At 73.7% G+C, this 17721-nt stretch carries 13 protein-coding genes; 10 read left to right on the forward strand and 3 right to left on the reverse strand.

Annotated elements, in window-relative coordinates; translation table 11 throughout:
- Nucleotides 1-58: 58 nt before the first annotated feature.
- Complete coding sequence (gene rhtA, locus K8638_RS13355) at nt 59-952, reverse strand: threonine/homoserine exporter RhtA (RefSeq protein ID WP_223754883.1); 894 nt, start codon at nt 950-952, stop codon at nt 59-61.
- 228 nt (nt 953-1180) lie between these two features.
- Here rhtA and K8638_RS13360 point away from each other — a divergent pair, with 228 nt between their 5' ends.
- The 5 genes from K8638_RS13360 (at nt 1181) to K8638_RS13380 (ending at nt 4909) form a co-directional block, all read left to right on the forward strand.
- Nucleotides 1181-1498, forward strand: coding sequence for a hypothetical protein (locus K8638_RS13360; protein ID WP_223754884.1), 318 nt, complete (start codon nt 1181-1183; stop codon nt 1496-1498).
- Complete coding sequence (locus K8638_RS13365; RefSeq protein WP_223754885.1) at nt 1495-2838, forward strand: ATP-binding protein; 1344 nt, start codon at nt 1495-1497, stop codon at nt 2836-2838. Before K8638_RS13360 ends, K8638_RS13365 begins: the two co-directional genes overlap by 4 nt.
- Entirely contained in the window at nt 2835-3572 is a 738-nt protein-coding gene (locus tag K8638_RS13370; RefSeq protein ID WP_223754886.1) for a hypothetical protein, read from the forward strand. The genes K8638_RS13365 and K8638_RS13370 overlap by 4 nt, the downstream gene beginning before the upstream one ends.
- Nucleotides 3569-4447, forward strand: coding sequence for a methyltransferase domain-containing protein (locus K8638_RS13375; RefSeq protein ID WP_223754887.1), 879 nt, complete (start codon nt 3569-3571; stop codon nt 4445-4447). The genes K8638_RS13370 and K8638_RS13375 overlap by 4 nt, the downstream gene beginning before the upstream one ends.
- Nucleotides 4448-4594: 147 nt before the next feature.
- Complete coding sequence (locus K8638_RS13380) at nt 4595-4909, forward strand: hypothetical protein (protein WP_223754888.1); 315 nt, start codon at nt 4595-4597, stop codon at nt 4907-4909.
- 79 nt (nt 4910-4988) lie between these two features.
- Here K8638_RS13380 and K8638_RS13385 read toward each other — a convergent pair whose 3' ends face one another.
- Nucleotides 4989-6125, reverse strand: coding sequence for an aminotransferase class V-fold PLP-dependent enzyme (locus K8638_RS13385; protein WP_223754889.1), 1137 nt, complete (start codon nt 6123-6125; stop codon nt 4989-4991).
- Between the two features lie 218 nt (nt 6126-6343).
- Here K8638_RS13385 and K8638_RS13390 point away from each other — a divergent pair, with 218 nt between their 5' ends.
- From K8638_RS13390 to K8638_RS13405, 4 genes are all read left to right on the forward strand, one after another.
- The gene (locus tag K8638_RS13390) at nt 6344-9169 is read left to right on the forward strand and encodes a carboxypeptidase-like regulatory domain-containing protein (RefSeq protein WP_223754890.1); all 2826 of its coding nucleotides are present in this window, start codon (nt 6344-6346) and stop codon (nt 9167-9169) included.
- A 151-nt stretch (nt 9170-9320) separates the two neighbouring features.
- On the forward strand, nt 9321-10574 hold the full coding sequence (locus K8638_RS13395) for a DNA repair exonuclease (RefSeq protein WP_223754891.1): 1254 nt from the start codon (nt 9321-9323) through the stop codon (nt 10572-10574).
- Nucleotides 10571-13894 (forward strand): AAA family ATPase, encoded by a 3324-nt coding sequence (locus K8638_RS13400; protein WP_223754892.1) that lies wholly within the window; start codon nt 10571-10573, stop codon nt 13892-13894. Before K8638_RS13395 ends, K8638_RS13400 begins: the two co-directional genes overlap by 4 nt.
- A gap of 437 nt (nt 13895-14331) precedes the next feature.
- Entirely contained in the window at nt 14332-15897 is a 1566-nt protein-coding gene (locus K8638_RS13405) for a cyclic nucleotide-binding domain-containing protein (RefSeq protein WP_223754893.1), read from the forward strand.
- A 4-nt stretch (nt 15898-15901) separates the two neighbouring features.
- Here K8638_RS13405 and K8638_RS13410 read toward each other — a convergent pair whose 3' ends face one another.
- Entirely contained in the window at nt 15902-16690 is a 789-nt protein-coding gene (locus K8638_RS13410) for an MBL fold metallo-hydrolase (protein ID WP_223754894.1), read from the reverse strand.
- Between the two features lie 75 nt (nt 16691-16765).
- Here K8638_RS13410 and K8638_RS13415 point away from each other — a divergent pair, with 75 nt between their 5' ends.
- The gene (locus K8638_RS13415) at nt 16766-17665 is read left to right on the forward strand and encodes a LysR family transcriptional regulator (RefSeq protein WP_223754895.1); all 900 of its coding nucleotides are present in this window, start codon (nt 16766-16768) and stop codon (nt 17663-17665) included.
- Nucleotides 17666-17721 lie beyond the last annotated feature (56 nt).

Raw genomic sequence — 17721 nt, forward strand, 5'->3', positions numbered from 1 at the left:
GCCTGCCCTGGAGGCCGGACGTCAGGCGCACGCATGCACCGCCACGCACCTCACTGCGTCAGGACACCGCCTCCGGCGCCGCCGCCACGCCCGGCTTCGACGTCGCGGCGCTGCCCGCGGACGCGAGGATGACGCAGCCGATGGCCGCCCACTGAATGAGCGTGAGCTGCTCGCGCAGGAACACCAGCCCCGAGAGCGCCGCCAGCGCCGGCTCCAGGCTCATCAGGATGCCGAACGTCCGCGCCGGAAGCCGCTTGAGGGCAATCATCTCCAGCGAATACGGCAGCGCGCTCGACATCACGGCCACGCCCAGCGCCATGGGCAGCAGCGACACGTCCAGCAGCCCGCGCCCCGCATGGGCCACTCCCAATGGACACACGAGCACCGCCGCCATGGCCATGCCCAGCGACGTGGCCGTGCCTCCATGCACGGACGCGCCGGCCCGCTGGCCGAAAAGGATGTACAGCGCCCAGCACGTGCCCGCCACCAGCGCCCAGAAGACGCCCATCCAGTCGAGCGCCTTCGACGTCTCCGAGAGCGGCAGAATCAGCAGGATTCCCGCCATGGCGAGGAACGCCCAGACGAAGTCGATGGGCCGCCGCGTCGACAGGAGCGCCACCGCGAGCGGGCCGGTGAACTCGATGGCCACCGCGATGCCGAGCGGAATGCGCTCCAGCGCCAGGTAGAAGGTCAGGTTCATCCCCCCGAGCGCCGCGCCGTAGACGGCCACCGCGAGCAGCTCCTTGCGGGTGAGCGTCTGCCTCCACGGGCGCCAGAAGGCCAGCAGCATCAGCGCCGCGAAGAACAGCCGGAGCGCCGTCGCCCCCTGCGCGCCGACCAGCGGGAACAGGCGCTTCGCCACCGACGCCCCCGCCTGGATGGAGCTCATCGCGACCAGAAGTGTCAGCACCGCGACACTCACCGGGCTCAACATCGTCCGGACTCGAGACATTGCGCGCACCTTCGCACATCCCGACCGCCCGCCCCATCTCCCTCTCCCTGCTCGGGAAAACCCGGCGCGGCCCCCGCACATGTCCACAGCCCGTCACTCCCCGGCCCCACCGGGTATGCGGAAGACGCTGGACAACACTCCCGCCCCCCCGGGGAGACGACTCGGCTCGGGAGAACCTTGTACAACCCCGAGAGGGGCCACGTGACGGCTCCGTGGGGGGATATCTCAATGGACGGCGGCAACGACATTCACGGAGCGCGCATCGTCAACGTCACCCTGGCCAGCTCGCTGGGGGCCTATCTCCTGCGCACGCAGGAACTGGGCGTGGTGGAGGGCACGGTGGGCGCGCTGGTGCTCAACCCGGCCATCCAGCCGGTGCTGGAGGCGCTGCACCACGTGCTCGCCGGCGGAGAGGTGGAGGTGCGCGTCGTGCGCGCCGGCAACCCGGACATCGTCGAGGAGCTGGGCCGGCGCGCCGCGCAGGCCACCCAGGAAGCCAACGCCCTCAACCAGGCAGCGGGCTTCTATCTCACCGGCACGGTATGAGCCGGCGCAACGCCGTCACGTCGTCGTTCCGCCGCTGGACTCGCTCGCAGGACGCGGCCGAGGTGCTGGCCGCGTCCGGCCTGGGCGCGTGGCTGGTGCTCACCGTGTTCGTGGTGGGCCTGCTGGCCATGGCCGCGTGGGCACCGGGCGCGCGCCTCTTCTTCGGCATTCCCTTCGGCACCGGGCTTCTATGCGCCGCGCCCATGCTGGCCAGTGGCCTGCTCTTCTCCGCCGTCCACCGGCGCCGCCAGCGAATCGAGCCGTGGGGCTGGCTGTGGCTGGCCTTCGGCGTCGCGGCCGTGCACTTCTTCGTCGCCGCCCTCATGGCGCTGTCCGCGCTGCCGGGCGCCACCGTCGTCGCCTCCCTCCTCCTCTTCACCGCCGCCTTCCATGGCCGGCTGCACCGGGTGACGCCGCGTCAGCCCTTCCTCGCCCTGGGCACCGCGCTGGCGCTGTTCGGGGCCCTGCGGCTCCGCGAGAGCGACGAGCACCTGGCCCTCTTCGGCGTCATCGGCCCCGCCGCGCTCACCGCCGAGCTGTACCTGGGTGCCTTCGCCGTGCAGCACGACAAGGCCCGCGCGGACGCGGAGCGCCTGCGCGCCGCCGTGCACGCGCAGCTCCTGGAGCAGCAGGAGCGGGACGTGGGCCGGATGTCCCAGGCGCTGGGCGAAATCCTCGGCTACCACCATGACCTCGACAACGCCCTGCTGAGCGCGAGCAGCGCGGCGGACATGCTGACCGTCATGGGCGTGCAGCGCCACGCGCTCGCGCGCGCCGACCACGAGGAGCTGGTGAAGAAGCTCCACGACAGCCTGGCGCAAATCAAGGAGATGGTGACGGAGATACGCGCCAAGGGCCGGCGCCATGCCGGCACGGACCCGGAGCCCGTGGACCTGCCGCCGGTGCTGGAGTCGGTGCAGGCCAGCGTGGGCCTGCGCTTCCCCGACGTGGACATCCACGTCGAGGTGGAGCCCAACCCGCCGCCCCGGGTGTTGATGCGCGGCGGCGCCCCCACGCTGCGCCGTGTGGTGGAGAACCTGGTGCTCAACGCGTGCGAGGGCGACGGCGAGCACGGCGCCGAGCAGGTGCGCATCCGCGCGCGCGTGGAGCCGCTCAGCGGCCGGCTGGAGGTCGTCATCTCCGACGACGGCCCGGGCTTCCCGGCGGACCACCTCGCCGGCCCCGCCCGGGAGCTGCACACCACCAAGCCCCAGGGCACCGGCCTGGGCCTCTACACCAGCGAGTGCCTGCTGCGCGCCAGCGGCGGCATGTTGCACCGGCAGAACGCGCCCGGCGGCGGCGCCCTGCTGCGCGTGGTCCTTCCCCGGGAGTACCCATGAGCGCCGGAGCCCTCTACCAGGAAGCGCTGCGGGTGCTCCGCCGCATGGAGCTGCCGGAGGTGTCCGAGCGGGACGTGCTCGCCACGCTGGAGGCGGGCCAGCCCGGGCCGCTGTCCCTCTTCTACGAGGCGGGCGCGGAGGCCGGCCTGCCCCGGCGGGTGCTGCTCACGCGCGGCACCGGACTCTTCTTCAGCTTCTGCGCGGGCAACCTCGCGGACGACCTCATCGACGGCGACTGCACCTACCACGCGCAGCCCCTCCGGGTGGGGCCCTTCGTACAGTTCCTCCTGCAGAACCTGGCCTTCGCCACGCTGGCGGGCGAGGACGCCCAGGTGCCGGCGCCGGTGCTGTCGGAGGCCACGCGCACGCTGGCGCTCGCGGCCGGGCCGCAGGCGCTGGAGGTGCGCGCCCGCCAGTGGACGGCCCCCCTGTTCCGCCAGGTCGCCGAGGGCATCGCCGGCCAGCAGTGGGAGGCGTACCTGCGCGTGCTGTGGGCGGGCACGGTGCTGGAGCCACGCGCCGCGGAGGCCGGCCGCGCGCTGGGGGTGGCCGCGCACGTGGTGGAGGACATCCGCTCGCGCGACGTGCGCTTCACCAGCATGCCGCCCGAGGACCGCGACGTGGTGGTGGGCTGGGCCCGCGGCGCCGTGCAGGCGCTGCGCCGGCACGACCTGCGGTGCCTGGACGCGGCGCTGCGCCGCATCGAACCGATTCTCCCGGAGGTGGAGTCATGAGGGCCGAAGCCCCGAAGACCGAGGCGTGGCGCGACGAGGTGACCGGGTACTACGAGGAGAAGACGGAGCGGATTCTCCGCCGCTACGGCCCCGGGCCGCGCGTGCACTACCACTCCGGGCTGGTGGACGCGGTGCCTCCGCCGGGCGGGCCGGAGGAGCAGGTGCGCGCCCAGGTGCACGCCGCCCAGGAGTCACTGCTGGCGGAGCTGGCGCGCGCGGTGGGCCGCTTCCCGGACGGCGGTGACGTGCTGGACGTGGGCTGCGGCCTGGGCGGCGGCGCGCTCTACTGGGCCATGGAGCACCACGCGCGGGTGACGGCGGTGACGAACGTGCCCTCGCACGTGGAGCTGGCGCGGAGCTTCGCGGAGGCCGCGGGCGTGGGCTCGCGGGTGAGGCCGCTGCTGTGTGACGCGCTGGCGGTGCCGGGCCGCGCCTGCTTCGACGCGGTGGTGGCGGTGGAGAGCGCGTGCTACCTGCCGCGCACCGACTGGTTCCGCCGCGTGCGCGCGCTGCTCAAGCCCCGGGGCGTGCTGGCCATCGCCGACTGCTTCCTCGGGAGGCCGGAGCTGGCCGGGCCCTTCGACCGGTACTGGCGCACGTGCATCGGCACGCTCGACGAATACCTGTCCGCCGCGCACGACGCGGGACTGGAACTGGAGGTGCGCGACGACGTGTCCTCGCGCGTGGTGGGCTTCTGGTCCCTCACGCTGGAGCTGATGGCGCACGAGCGGGCGGCCGCCAGCGGCCCGCACCCGCCGCGCGCCCTCTCCGTGGCTGGCCGCGGCGAGTCCAGCCGCGAGCACCTGCGGCTCCAGCAGGCGCTGATGGACGGCGGGCTGGAGTACGGCCTGCTCGTGCTGCGCCGCGTGGGCTGAGGCGCGCGGCGCACCTCTCCCGGAAGGCGGCGCTCGCACGCCCGGCCGGTGACAGGACGGGCGGAAGCTGGGAGGCATCCCGTACAGATGCCGCATGGCGGCACCGCCCCCAGCCTTGGGCCAGTCATTCCACGGGAGGTGGACTGCATGAAGGCACTCAAGCATTGGATGGTGCTCGGGGCCGCCGCGGCGGCCATGACGGTGACGGGATGCCAGAACCGCGGGCAGGAGGAAGGCACCGGCGGCGCGGGCATGGAGGGCACCGAGGGCACCGAAACCCAGGGCACGGGCGGCGCCGGCCAGATGATGGGCACCGACGCGGGCACCGGCGGCGCCGGCATGGGCACGGACGCGGGCACTGGCGGCTCCGGCGTGCTGCAGCAGGATGAGACGGGTGGCACGGGCGCCATCGAAGACGAGACGGAGCCCGGCGCGGGCACCACGGAGCAGCCCCAGCAGTAATCCACTCCGGTCCACGTGAAGCCCGAGGCGCCAGGGTCCGGGAGGTTCCCGGGCCCCGGCGTCCTCGCACGTGCCGTGTCTACAGCAGCGGGGCCAGGGCGGTGAGCAGCCGGTCCACGTCCTCGGGCGTGTTGTAGAGGTGCGGCGACACGCGCAGGTTTTCACCGCGCACACTGACGTGGATGTCCTGTTCCGCCAGGCGCCGCGCCACCGTGGGCGCGTACCCGCCCCGTCGCCGCAGGCCGATGAGGTGCCCCACGCGGTGTGCCTCGGGAGTGACCTCCAGGTGCAACCCGGTGGCGCCCCGGGCAATCCGGTCCGTCAGCGCGCGAAGCGTGCGCTGGACGTCCTCCACGCCCCACGCCAGCAGTTGCTCCAGCGCGGCCGCGGCCATGGGCACGAGCTGGAAGTTGCTGCGCTCGCCCACGTCGAAGCGGCGGGCCCCGGGCTGGTACGCGTCGCGGTAGTCCACCAGCCGCGAGAAGTCCTCGCTGCCCTGGCGGAGGAGCCAGTTCTGCTCCAGCGGCACGCCCTCGCGGTGCTGGGGCGCCACGTAGAGGTAGCCCAGGCTGTAGGGCCCCATCAGCCACTTGTACCCGGCGGCCACCAGGAAGTCCGGCCGCACCGTGCCCACGTCCAGCTGCAGCGCGCCCACCGACTGCGTGCCGTCCACCACCAGCGCCGCGCCCACCTCTCGCGCCCGCGCGCCCACGCGCACCAGGTCCACGTAGGAGCCGTCCGTCCAGTGGCAGTGCGGCACGGCCACCACCGCGCAGCGCGCGTCCACCTCCGCCAGCACCGCGCGCGTCCAGTCCCCGTCCTCCGGGCGGGCCACGGTGACGACCTCGGCCCGCTCGCGCCGCGCCAGCTCGCGCCAGGGATAGACGTTGGAGGGAAACTCCTCCGCCAGCACCACCATCCGCTGGCCCTCGCGCACGCGCAGGTTGGCCGCCGCCACCGCCGTGCCGTAGCTCGCCGACGGCACCAGCGCCACGCCGTCCGTGTCCGCGCCCACCAGCCGCGCGAAGAGCCCGCGCAGCGCCTCCGAGCCGGTGAAGAAGTCCTCCGGCTTCACGCGCCAGGGCCGCGCCTTGAGCCCGAGCGCCGCCTCACCCGCCGCGCGCACGGAGCGGAGCTGCGGGGACATGTACGCGCAGTTGAGGTACGTGACGCCGTCGGGCAACTCGAAGAGGTGACGCTGGCTGGGGATGGGCATGGCGGGCGCGGAGTCTATGGCCGCGCGCACCTGTCTCCCACCCCTGCTAGCGTGTCGCGTCCGGGGCAACAAAGGCGGGAAGCAGCGTGAGCACGCGTCGGTGGATATCGGGGCTGGCTGTCATGGGAGTGCTCGCGCTCCTGGCGTGGGGACTGCTTCGAGGAGGCCGGGGGACCGGAACGCCCACCACTCCCAGGACGGCCCGTACCTCGGGAGCCATGCCCACGGCCCGCGCTTCCGCGGCCCCCGCCGCCCTGCGTTCCGGCGCCGGCCTGAGCATCCGTGGCACCGTGGTGGACTCCCGCGGCGCGCCCGTGGCCGGGGTGTACGTCTCCGCCTCGTCGCCCGAGCCCGGGCAGACGCTGTCCGAGCTGCCCTGCCCCGAAGGCTCGCAGGAGGACTACGAGGACCCGAGGGACCCGCGCATCCGGGACCGGAAGCTCCCCATGTGCATGAACAAGGCGTCCCACCTCGTCATGGAGCTCGTCGGCGCGCGTGAGGGCGAAGCCCCCATCCAGGCCGAGACCACCACCGGCGCGGACGGCACCTTCGTCCTCGAAGGGCTTCCCGCGGGTCCCCAGGCGCTGTGGGCGCTCGGCGAGCACGGCGCGATGGCGCACTCGGGCATTCCCGCCGGCTCCGAGGGCGTGGAGCTGGTGCTGGACGAGGGCTTCCTGCTGAGCAGCACCGTCATGGGCGAGGGAGCCCCCCTGGCCGGCGCCTCCGTGACGCTGCTGAGCATCGAGCCCACGCGCTTCTTCGACACGACCACCGGCACGGACGGCACCTTCCGCTTCGGCCCCCTGCCGCGCGGCAGCTACTTCGTCTTCGCCGCGAAGGACGGCTGGCTCCCGGCGCTCACCCCGTTTGATTCGGAGGGGGTGACGCTCCACCGCCCGAGCCGGCTCTCCGGACGCGTGCTCTCCAACGGAGCCCCGGTGCCGGGCGCCGAGGTGCTCATGGCGCCGGGCGAGGCCATCCCGGGAGACGACGCGCGCAGGCTCACCGCGGACGCGGAGGGCCGCTTCAGCGTCGTGCTCCCCGCAATCGCTCACACGTTCAGTGCCTCGCTCGACGGGCGCTACGCGCTCGCCCAGGTGGCGGCGGGCACCGCCTGGCCGGAGGTGGTGCTGGAGCTGGGCAGCGCCCCCTGCGTCGAGGGCACCGTGTCCGACGACTCGGGGCGGCCCGTGGCGGGAGCCAGCGTGCTCATGTACCCGCCACGGACCTACGACACGAAGCTGCGGACCGTCACCGGCGCGGACGGGCACTACCGCCTGGGCCCCGTGGAGCCCGGGACCTGGGCCCTCACGGCGGAGGCTCCCGGATACCTCGACCTGCCACAGGCCGAGGAGCTGGAGCTCGGCCCGGGCTCGGGCCGGGTGGACCTCACGCTCGAGCGCGCGGTCTCCGTCACCGGACGCGTCACCGACGCCGAGGGCCGTCCCCTCGCCGGCATCCAGCTCGAATTCGTTCGCCCCCTCGCTTACGACTCGGTGGACCTCGACGAGCCGCAGGAGGGCACCTGGACGGATGAAGACGGCCGCTTCGTCGTGGACGCCCCCGAGCCCGGGGACTACCGCATCGACGTCCTCTACGCGCCCCTCCTCGAAGCGTCCTTCCCGGTCCGCGCTCCCTCGCGGGACGTCCACCTCACGCTGCGGCCGGGCGCCTCGGTGGAGGGGACGGTGGTGGATGCGCGCGGCCTGCCGCTGGAGGGCTTCTACGTGGAGCCGCAGGACCCGGAGGGCGAGGAGGACCTGGAGCTTCGGCGCGGCGCGCACACCGACGCGAAGGGCCGCTTCCACCTCCGGGGCGTGAAGCCCGGCCGCTACCTGCTGCTGGCGTCGCGGGAGACGTCAGGGCTCACCCTCCGGGCCTCCCTCCTGGTGGAGCTGGCCGAGGGTGTCCGGACCGATGTGGAGCTACGGATGGCGCCGGAGCGCATGCTGTCCGGAGTCGTCGTGGACGGGTCGGGCCAGCCCGTGGAAGGCGCCTTCGTCCGGGTCCGGCCGCCCCAGGCGGACGCGCCGGTCTGGAAGCGGGAGGGCCGCCACGGCCGGCATGGACCACCAAAGGGCGTCGAGACGGGTCCGGACGGCCGCTTCACCCTGCGCGGCCTGACGGAGGCCGAGTACGACGTCAGCGCGTGGAAGCCCGGCCATCTCCTCGCTCCCGAGCGCTCGACGGGAGGCACCCCGCGGGCGGAAGGGCACCTGCTCCGAATCGGCGCGGACACGGCGGAGGTGCGCCTCGTCCTCGCGCGAAAGGACCACATCGTCGGCCGGCTCGTGGACCCCGGCGGCGCGCCCGTCACCTCCTTCCAGGTGAACCGCCTCCCGGTGGAGGACCCGGGCGGCGCCTTCGCCGTGCCCCGCGACGCCATGGGGGACGAGCCGCTCGTCTTCGAAGCGGACGGCCTGAGCCCGCGGGTGCTCCGGCGGGAGTCCCGTGAAGGAAGTGACGGGGACCTGGACCTGGGCGTGGTGCGGATGAGCCGGGGCCGCAAGCTCCGCGGCCGGGTGGTGGACGCCGAGACGTCCGAGCCCGTCTCGGACGCCAGCCTCCTGCCCCATACCCGCCCCACCGGCCCGGAGGGGCGTTCCCTCTCCCTGCTTCCCATCGGCACGGCGGAGGACGGCACCTTCGAGATTCCCGCCCTGGACCTGGAAGCCTTCACGCTTACCGTGAGCGCTCCGGAGTACCGCGAGCAACAACTCACCCTGGCGCCGGAGCAGGAGGAAGTCACGGTGCGGCTGGACCCGGGCGCCCGGGTGGAGGTGACGGTGAAGGACCGTCAGGGCCGCCCCCGCGCCGCGAGCGTCGAGTTCGATACGGAGAACGGTCCCGGTGCGTCGGCCATCGCCCACAAGGGCCGGCTCGTCCTGCGCGGCCTGGAGCCGGGGCTCTACACGGTGCGGCTGGAACCCGAGAGTCCCCTGGTGCACCGGTTTCCCACCTTCCTTCCCCAGCGCGTGACGGTGCCCGCGAGTGGACACGTCCAGGTCCACTTCCAGGAGCAGGAGGCAGGCGCCGCCAGGTAGGAGGGGTGTGCTGTCACCCCCGCTACACCCGGTGTGGCGTCCATTCGACTCCGGGAGGCAGCCGGGGGCGGGCCGCTGTCGTCCATCCATCGGTGTTGGGGGCTGGAAAATCGGGCGCGCGGACGGCTTCGGGTACGGTGGATGACGCGCCATGCCCTTCAAGTTCGTCCACGCAGCGGACCTGCACCTGGATACGCCGTTCCGGGGGGTGTCCGCACAGGGGCCGCTGCCCGGCCGCTTCCAGGAGTCCACCTTCCGTGCCCTCGCCCGCATCGTCGACCTGTGCCTGCGAGAGCGCGTGGCCTTCCTGCTGCTCGCGGGGGATTTGTTCGACGTGAAGGACCGCTCGGTGCGCGCGCGCCTGGCGCTGCGGCGCGAACTGGCCCGGCTGGACTCGGCGGGCGTGCAGTCCTTCATCGTCCACGGCAACCATGACCCGCTGAGCGGCGACACCGGCACGCTGGGCCTGCCCGCGTCGGTGAAGGTGTTCGGCCCGGACTGGGAAGAGGCGGAGGTGGTGCGCGAGGGCCGGCGCCTGTGCCGGGTGCAGGGCATCTCCTACCCGGACGTGGAGGTGCGGGAGGACTTGTCCGCGCGCTTCCGCCGCACCGGCGACGGCTTCTCGGTGGGGCTGCTGCACGCCAACCTGGGCGGCGCGGAGGGCCACGCCAACTACGCGCCCTGCACGGCGGCGGGCCTGGGCGCGCGCGGGCTGGACTACTGGGCGCTGGGCCACGTGCACACCCGGGCCGAACATGCGCTGCCCGGTGGCGGCGTGGCGGTGTACCCGGGCAACCCGCAGGGCCGGCACGCCAACGAGTCCGGCGAGCGCGGCTGCGTGCTGGTGGAGGTGGAGGACGGCGGCATGCGGCGGCGCTTCGTCCCGGTGGACGCCGTGCGCTGGCACCGGCTGGAGCTGCCGCTGTCCGGCGTGGGCACGCTGGACGGGCTGCTGGCCATGGCGGTGGAAGCGGTGGAGTCGCGGTGCGCGGCGGAGCTGGACGGCCACGCGGTGCGGCTCACCCTCACCGGCCGCGGCCCGCTGCACCGGGAATTGGCCAGGCCCGGCGCGCTGGCACAGGTGGAGACGGACCTGCGCGAGCGGCTGGCCCGGAGCCACCCGCCGGTGCTGTTGGAGTCGCTGCGGGACGGCACCCGGCCGGAGCTGGACTTGGAGGCGGTGCGGGCCGGGGGCGGCTTCGCGCGCACGCTGCTGGAGGAGGCGCGCTTCCTGGCGGAGAGCCCGGAGGAGCTGGCGCGGCTCTGGGAGCAGGAGACGCTGGGCAGCCTGGGCCAACGGCTGAAGCGGCTGGGCGTGGACGTGCTGGAGGCGCCCCGGCCAGAGTGGGTGGTGGGCGCGGGCCTGCACGGCGTGGAGTCGCTGCACGAGGAGGAGGCATCATGAAGCCGGGGCTGCGCATCGACTCGCTGCGCGTGCTGGGCTTCGGCCGCTTCTCCGGCGTGACGCGCGAGCTGGGCCCGGGGCTGCACCTGTTGTACGGACCGAACGAGGCGGGCAAGAGCACGCTGCTGGCCTTCCTGCGCAGCATGCTGTTCGGCTTCGAGAAGAACGGACACCCGGAGCGGTACGAGCCGAAGGGTGGCGGCCCCTTCGGCGGCGAGCTGCGGCTGACCACCGAGGCGGGGGCCCTGCTGGTGCGGCGCGTGGCGGCGGGGCGGCGCTCCAAGGGTGAGCTGAGCGTGCTGGGCCCGGATGGACAGCTCCTTCCGTCCGAGCGGCTGGAGGACGCGCTGGGGCACGTGTCCCGCGAGCTGTTCTTCGACGTCTTCGCCTTCCGCCTGGACGAGCTGGCCGGCTTCGAGCGGCTCACCGAGCAGCGCGGCGCGTCCGAGGCGCTCGTGGCCGCGAGCATGCGAGGCGCGCGCAGGCTGCCGGAGGTGGTGGCGCGGCTGCAGAAGAGCGCGGACGAGCTCTACAAGCCGAACGGTACGAAGCCCCTGCTCAACGAGACGCTGAAGGCCCTGGAGGAGGTCCAGTCCCGGCTGCGCGAGATGGGCGACCGGCCGGCGCGGTACTTCGCGGAGAAGGAGCGGCTGGGCGCGCTGGGCGAGGAGCAGCGGGTGCTGGAGGCGGAGCTGCTCGTGGTGGGCCGTGAGGTGGAGCGCCTGACGCGGCTGGAAGCGGCGCTGGGCGACCTCGTCGCGCTGGCGGAGGCCCGCGCCGAGCTGGAGTCACTGCCCGCGCTGGAGCACTTCCCCGAGGGCGGCGAGGCCCGGCTGGAGGATGCGCTGCACCGGCGCAAGAGCTACCGCGCGGAGGGGGCGAGGCTGGCGGAGCGGCTCGCGGACGTGGAATCGGGACTGGAGCGGCTGTCCGCGCCCTCGCGGGTACGGGGGCGGGAGGAGGCGCTGCGGCTGGCACTGGCCGCGTACCAGGAGCGCTCGGGGTTGATACGGACGCTTCCTGCCCGGCGCGCGGCGACGGTGGAGAAGCGCCGGCAGGTGGAGCGCGAGCTGAAGGAGCTGGGGCTGCCGGTGGACGGGCCCGGGCTGCTGGCGCTGGACCTGAGCGCGAGCGTGCGCACGGCGCTGGAGGAGCTGGCCACGCGGCTCGGCGCGGCGGAGTCGGCGTGCCGGGAGGCCTCGAGTGTTCGAGGCCGGGCGCGCCTGGAGCGGGAGCGGCTGGACGGCGAGGTGGCTCGCGTCGAGACGGAGCTGGCGGGGCTGCCGGAGACGCGGCCGGCGCAGGTGCGCCAGCAGCAGGCGGGCCTGGGGCGGCTGCGCGGGGTGCGCGCGGAGCTGGAGCGGCTGGGCGAGCAGCGCACCGAGCTGCGGCGCCAGTTCGAGGGGGCTCGCACACAGGTGGAGCCGCCGCCCGTGGAGGTGGTGCTGCCCGTGTGGTGGGTGCCGGCCGTCGCGGCGGTGGTGGTGGTGCTCTCGGTGGTGGCGTGGCTGCTGGCGGGGACGGAGGTGGCGGCGCTGTGCCTCACGGGTGGGCTGCTGCTGACGGGAGTGCTGGAGATGGCGCGGCGACGCGTGGAGGCCGCGCGCGCCGCGACGCTGGAGGCCCATGCCGCGCGCCAGCGTGGACGGCAGCAGGAGGAGGAGCGGCTGCGCTCGGCGCTGGCGGGACTGGCGGCACGGGAGGAGTTGCTGCACCGCGAGCTGCTGGCCTCGGCCGCCGAGGCCGGGATGGCTCCGGTGGTGACGGCGGCGGACATGGCGGCGAGGGAGGCCGCGCTGGCGGAGGCGCTGGAGCAGGCAGGGAGGAGGGAGGAGCTGCGGCGGGAGCGGGAGAAGCTGGGCGCGGAGCAGGGACGCGCGCGGCGGGAGGAGCTGCTCGCGGACGAGGCGCTGCGCGAAGCCCAGAGGCGCCAGGGAGCGCTCGCGGGAGAGCTGGCGGGGCACCTCGCCTCGCGGAGCTTCCCGCTGACGATTCCCGCCTCGGCCGCGCTGGCGCTGTGGAGGGATGCCGCGGCGCTCAAGCAGCGGCTGCTGGACGTGGGGACGGAGGAAGCGGCGCTGGCGGCGGATGAGCGGGACTGCGAGCCGGTGCTCACCCGCCTGTGGGAGGAAGCGGCCGATACGATTCTGACCTCGGACACGGAGTGGACGACCGGCTCGCCTGGAAGCGCCGCGGACTCCGGGACGGCGATGCGGTCCTCGGGAACCGTTCGAGTCGTGCCGGGCGCGGCACGCTTCGCGAACACAGCGGACCTGCCTCCGGGCTTCATGGAGGATGTGTCCGCGCGCGTGGCCTCCGCGCTGGAAACCGCGCGCAAGCAGAAGACCGAGAGACAGACCCTGGACGAGCGCCGGCGCGAGCTGCTGGCGGAGAAGGCTCGGCTGGACGGGCTGTGCCACGAGGAGGAGACAGCCATCACGGCCCTGCTGGCCGACGGCGGCGGCACCGACGAGGAGTCCTTCCGCCGACGGGCCGCACAGGCGCGCCGGTACGCGGAGCTCATCCACCGCGCGCGAGAGCTGTCCCTGCGCCTCGAAGCGCGCACGGGAATGTCCGAGCCGCTGGCGAGAGGAGCCCTCCGCGAGACAGGCGGCGAGGAGGGCCTGCGCTCCGCGCTGGAGTCGCGGCGAGCACGACAGGCGGAGGCACAGCAGCGTCAGAAGGACGTGCTCACCGAGCTGGGCGCCCTCCAGCAACTGCTCGAACAATGGGAGAACGATGGCGAGCTGGCGCGGCTCCGCATCCAGGAGGAGGCGCTGAAGGCCCGCGCCGCGGAGCTGGCCACGCGGTACGCGGCGGACCGGCTGGCACTGGCCCTGCTGTCGCGAGCGCGCCGCCGCTTCGAGGAGGAGCAACAGCCCCGCGTGGTGCAGCTCGCCTCCGAGCACTTCTCCGCCCTCACGGGAGGCCGCTACCGCCGCGTCTTCATCCCCACCGGCGAGGAGCGCGAGCTGCGCGTCAGCGACGGTGAGCACGACTGGAGCGCGGCCTCGCTCTCCCGGGGCACGCGCGAGCAGCTCTACCTGGCCTTCCGCCTCGCCGTGGTGCGCGACTTCGGTGAGACACGGGGCGCGCTGCCGCTCATCGTGGACGACGTGCTGGTGAACTTCGACCCGGAGCGGGCGCGTAGCGCCATCCGCCTGTTCGCCCGGCTCTCCGCGCAGCAGCAGGTGATTGCCTTCACCTGCCACCCCTGGCTGCGCGAGGCCTTCGAGGCCGAGGGCGCCCGCGTGCAGGAGCTGGACTCCGGCGCGAGCGCGTCCCAGCAAGCCTCCGCCGCCGTGCTCCAGGCGGGCTGAACCTCCACCAGGGCGGGAAGGCCCCCACCAGGCCCGGTGAACCCAGGCCCCGGGAAGCGCGGCGGCCGGAACGGTCCCTCCTGCCACCACCCGCCGTGAACACCACGGCACGTGACACGCGTCGCGCCTCGACGCGCCCGCGTCCCCGCGCGACGCTGCTCCACTGCGGTGCCAGCGTCGCCCGCGTACGCTCCCGCGTCCTCCGGAAACGCGGCCCGGCACCGGCCGGCGTGTCGGTTCCCGACGCGTCGGTGTCGCCGGTGTACGCACCCGCGTCCCCTCCCGACGCGGACCGGCCGCACCGGTTGTCCGATTCCCCACACCGGCGGCGCGCTTCCCCTCGGAAGCCCCGCTCCGTGCCTTCGGGTTACAGCCCGCGCGGCCCCTGGCAGCGCGATTGCAAACGGTGGCGGCAAGCAGAAACGAGAGGAGCCGCCATGCCCCGTATCGCGAGCACCGAGGTCGTCGTCCCGAAGTCCCTGTCCGTGGAAGAGCGCCAGCGCCTGACGGACGCGCTGTACGCCGTCCACCAGCAGATCTTCGACGGCGTCGAGCGGGAGTCGTTCGCGAAGTACGTGGTGGAGTCCAAGGCGGAGCAGACGTGGATCCAGGTCCACAAGAACGACGAGGGCGACATCGTGGGCTACTTCGCGATGCACGTCTTCGAGAAGCCGCTGAACGGGGTGAAGACGGCGGTGTTCCGGGCCGAGGCGGGCTCGCTGCGGGCGTACCGGGGGGCCAACACCAACACGCGCTTCGGGCTGGCGCTGGTGCTGAAGTACCTGCTGCGGAACCCGGGCCGGCCGACGTACTACATGGGCTCGCTGGTGCACCCGTCCAGCTACTCGCTGCTGGCCAAGTACTGCGGCGACATCTGGCCGCGGCGCGAGCAGCCGGTGCCGCCGGAGCTGCTGGCCTTCATGGACGGGCTGGCCACGGAGTTCGGCCTGGAGAAGGTGGACGCGGCCAACCCGCTGCTGCGGCAGGTGGGCTGGCGCACGCGCGAGTCCGAGGTGGAGCGCGACTACTGGCGGCAGTGCGACAAGCCGTCGGCGCGCTTCTTCGTGGAAGCCAACCCGGGCTACGTGGACGGGCACGGGCTGGTGACGCTGGTGCCGGCGACGGTGGCCAACATCCTGAGCGTGATGCGCGTGCTGGGCGGGCGCACGCTGCGCAAGCCGGTGGACGGCGCGCTGTCGCTGGCGCGGCGGCTGCCGGGCGGCGCGAGGCTGCGGCGCTCGGAGGTGGCCCGGCGGCTGAAGGCGTCGCCGCTGTTCGCGCGCTTCGACACGAAGGCGCTGGAGTCCCTGGCCGCGCGCGCCCAGGTGATGGAGCTGCCGGCGGGCCGCTACGTCTTCCGCAAGGGTGACACGAGCGACGAGCTGTACCTCCTGGCGCGCGGCGCGGCCTACGTGCTGGCGGAGGACGGCGGCGAGGACGAGGTGGTGAACCAGCTCGGCAGCGGGACGGTGTTCGGCGAGATTGGGATGCTGGCGGGTGAGCGCCGCTCGGCCTCGGTGCGCACGGCGGCGGCGTCCACGGTGGTGCGGATTCCTCGCGCCGCGCTGCTGCCGCTGCTGGAGGCGGACGCGGAGCTGCGACGCGGCGTGTGGAGCACGTTCGCGGAGCGGCGCTTCGACGACCTGGTGCGGGGGATGGACCGCTACGCGCACCTGGGCCGCAAGGCGCGGCTCGCGTGGCTGCTCCGGGGCGAGCAGGTGGAGCTGGCGGCGGGAGAGGAGCGGGCGCTGGAGCCGGGCTCGCACCTGCTGATGCTGACGGGCGCGGTGGAGCTGTCGCACGCCGCGCCGAGGATGACGGTGCGGGGCACGCTGCTGCTGGAGGTGGAGCGCCCGCTGCGCGTGGTGGCCCAGGAGGGCACGCGGCTGGTCGTCCTGCCGCGCCTCTCGTCTCCGGAGCTGCTCCGCGCGGTGGAGGCGGGCGACGCCGAGGTCTTCTCGCTGTCCATGGCACCGGTGCGGGTGCCCCGCGCGGCGGCGTGAGCCCTCACCCCCACAGCCGCCGCGTTATCACCTCTTCCAGGTTCCGCTGGTGGAAGACCTCCTCGAAGTCACTGGTCCGCACGTCCGCCGGCAGGCAGTCGTCGAGGGAAATCGCCCGCACCCGCTCCGGCTCCCCGCGCGCCTCGCGCACCGCCGCCTCCAGGGCCCGCAGGTAGTGGCGCGCGGAGCTCAGCGTGCGCGGTGACACCACGCCGCCGTGCCCCTGGATGACGCGCGAGCGGCCCCTCGCCTCCGAGCACGCCAGCGCCGCGTCAATCGCCTCCGGCGCACCGTAGGCGAAGTACGCCATGTTCCCCACGGCGGTATCCGCGGAGAACAGCAGGTCCAGCGAGGGCACGTCGATGTTCAGCGTGCTCGTCGTGTGCCCCGTGTTGGGGAACACCTCCAGCGCGTGCCGCCCCCACTGGAGGTGCAGCGGCCCGGCGGAGACCCGCAGCTCCGGCGCGCGGAAGAACCCCGCCTCCTCCTCCGACTGGTAGCGCTCCGCCCGGAAGGTGTCCTCGATGCGCTCGTGCGCCAGCACCAGCGCCTCCGGGAACGCCTGGAGCGCCGCCAGGTGGTCGCTGAACCCGTGCGTGCAGACGGCCAGTCGCACCCGGGCGTGCAGCTCGTCCTGGACGAAGCGCCGCAGCGCCTCCGCGTCCGCGCGGCTGCCGAGCGCATCCACCATCAGCACGTCGGGGCCGTTCAGGAACAGGGTGGTGTTGGAGGCATAGGCGTCCCCGGTGACAACGAGGACATCCGGAGCAAGGGAGCAGGTCTTCAAGCTCATGAGGCGGACTTGTCCCCAAGTTCTCCACATGAGTCCAACGCATCGTCCGCATGAATCCATGCAAGAATCGAATCGATGATTCTGGACGTGAGGCACCTGAGGCTGGTGGCGGCGGTGGTGGACACGGGCTCCGTGACGGCAGCCGCGCGCGTGCTGCACCTGTCGCAGCCGGCGCTGAGCCACCAGCTCCGCGACGTGGAGGAGCGCCTGGGCGCCGAGCTCTTCCAGCGCCAGGGCCGGCGCATGGTCCTCACCGGCCCCGGGAAGCGGGTGCTCGAGGCCGCGCGCAAGGTGGTGGCGGAGGTGGACGCCGCCGAGGTGGAAATCTCCCGGCTCGCCCGGTCCTCCCAGGGCCTGCTGCGGCTGGCCACCGAGTGCTACACGGCCTACCACTGGCTGCCCGGAGTCCTGCGGCGCTTCTCCGCGAAGCACCCGGGCGTGGAGGTGCGCATCGCCGTGGACGCGACGCGCAGGCCGGTGGAGGCGCTGCTGTCCGGAGAGCTGGACCTGGGCATCGTCAGCACGCCGGTGCGGCACCGCCGGCTCGCGGGCGCGCCCCTCTTCGAGGACGAGCTCCTGGCCGTCATGGCGCCGGACCACCCACTGGCGAAGAAGCGCGCGCTGCACGCGGCGGACTTCGCGAACGAGCACGTGCTGCTCTACAGCATCCCCCTCACGGAGAGCACCCTGTTCCAGGAGGTGCTGGTGCCCGCGGGGGTGACGCCGGCGCGCGTGTCCCGCGTGGAGTTGACGGAGGCCATGGTGGAGATGGCGAAGGCCGGTCTGGGCGTGGGCCTGCTGGCGCGCTGGGCGGTGGCGCCGGAATTGGCGCGCGGGACGCTGGCCGCCGTGCGGGTGACGAAGCATGGGCTGCGCCGCCACTGGCACGCGGCCTGGCCGCGCACGGTGCGCCCCGCGCCCTACCTCACCGCTTTCGTGGAATTGCTGGCGAAGGCCGGGCCGCCGGGACGTTGAGTCACGAACTCCGCTTCCCTCCGGCGCGCCGGGCTGTGGCAGACTCGCCGCGCCAT

It is taken from the genome of Myxococcus sp. RHSTA-1-4, assembly GCF_020037125.1.
GTDB lineage: Bacteria > Myxococcota > Myxococcia > Myxococcales > Myxococcaceae > Myxococcus.

Excerpts from the sequence above, each read along its gene's own strand:
- rhtA (WP_223754883.1), bottom strand. The coding sequence starts at position 952 with ATGTCTCGAGTCCGGACGATGTTGAGCCCGGTGAGTGTCGCGGTGCTG.
- K8638_RS13360 (WP_223754884.1), top strand. The coding sequence starts at position 1,181 with ATGGACGGCGGCAACGACATTCACGGAGCGCGCATCGTCAACGTCACC.
- K8638_RS13365 (WP_223754885.1), top strand. The coding sequence starts at position 1,495 with ATGAGCCGGCGCAACGCCGTCACGTCGTCGTTCCGCCGCTGGACTCGC.
- K8638_RS13370 (WP_223754886.1), top strand. The coding sequence starts at position 2,835 with ATGAGCGCCGGAGCCCTCTACCAGGAAGCGCTGCGGGTGCTCCGCCGC.
- K8638_RS13375 (WP_223754887.1), top strand. The coding sequence starts at position 3,569 with ATGAGGGCCGAAGCCCCGAAGACCGAGGCGTGGCGCGACGAGGTGACC.
- K8638_RS13380 (WP_223754888.1), top strand. The coding sequence starts at position 4,595 with ATGAAGGCACTCAAGCATTGGATGGTGCTCGGGGCCGCCGCGGCGGCC.
- K8638_RS13385 (WP_223754889.1), bottom strand. The coding sequence starts at position 6,125 with ATGCCCATCCCCAGCCAGCGTCACCTCTTCGAGTTGCCCGACGGCGTC.
- K8638_RS13390 (WP_223754890.1), top strand. The coding sequence starts at position 6,344 with ATGCCCACGGCCCGCGCTTCCGCGGCCCCCGCCGCCCTGCGTTCCGGC.
- K8638_RS13395 (WP_223754891.1), top strand. The coding sequence starts at position 9,321 with ATGCCCTTCAAGTTCGTCCACGCAGCGGACCTGCACCTGGATACGCCG.
- K8638_RS13400 (WP_223754892.1), top strand. The coding sequence starts at position 10,571 with ATGAAGCCGGGGCTGCGCATCGACTCGCTGCGCGTGCTGGGCTTCGGC.
- K8638_RS13405 (WP_223754893.1), top strand. The coding sequence starts at position 14,332 with ATGCCCCGTATCGCGAGCACCGAGGTCGTCGTCCCGAAGTCCCTGTCC.
- K8638_RS13410 (WP_223754894.1), bottom strand. The coding sequence starts at position 16,690 with ATGAGCTTGAAGACCTGCTCCCTTGCTCCGGATGTCCTCGTTGTCACC.
- K8638_RS13415 (WP_223754895.1), top strand. The coding sequence starts at position 16,766 with ATGATTCTGGACGTGAGGCACCTGAGGCTGGTGGCGGCGGTGGTGGAC.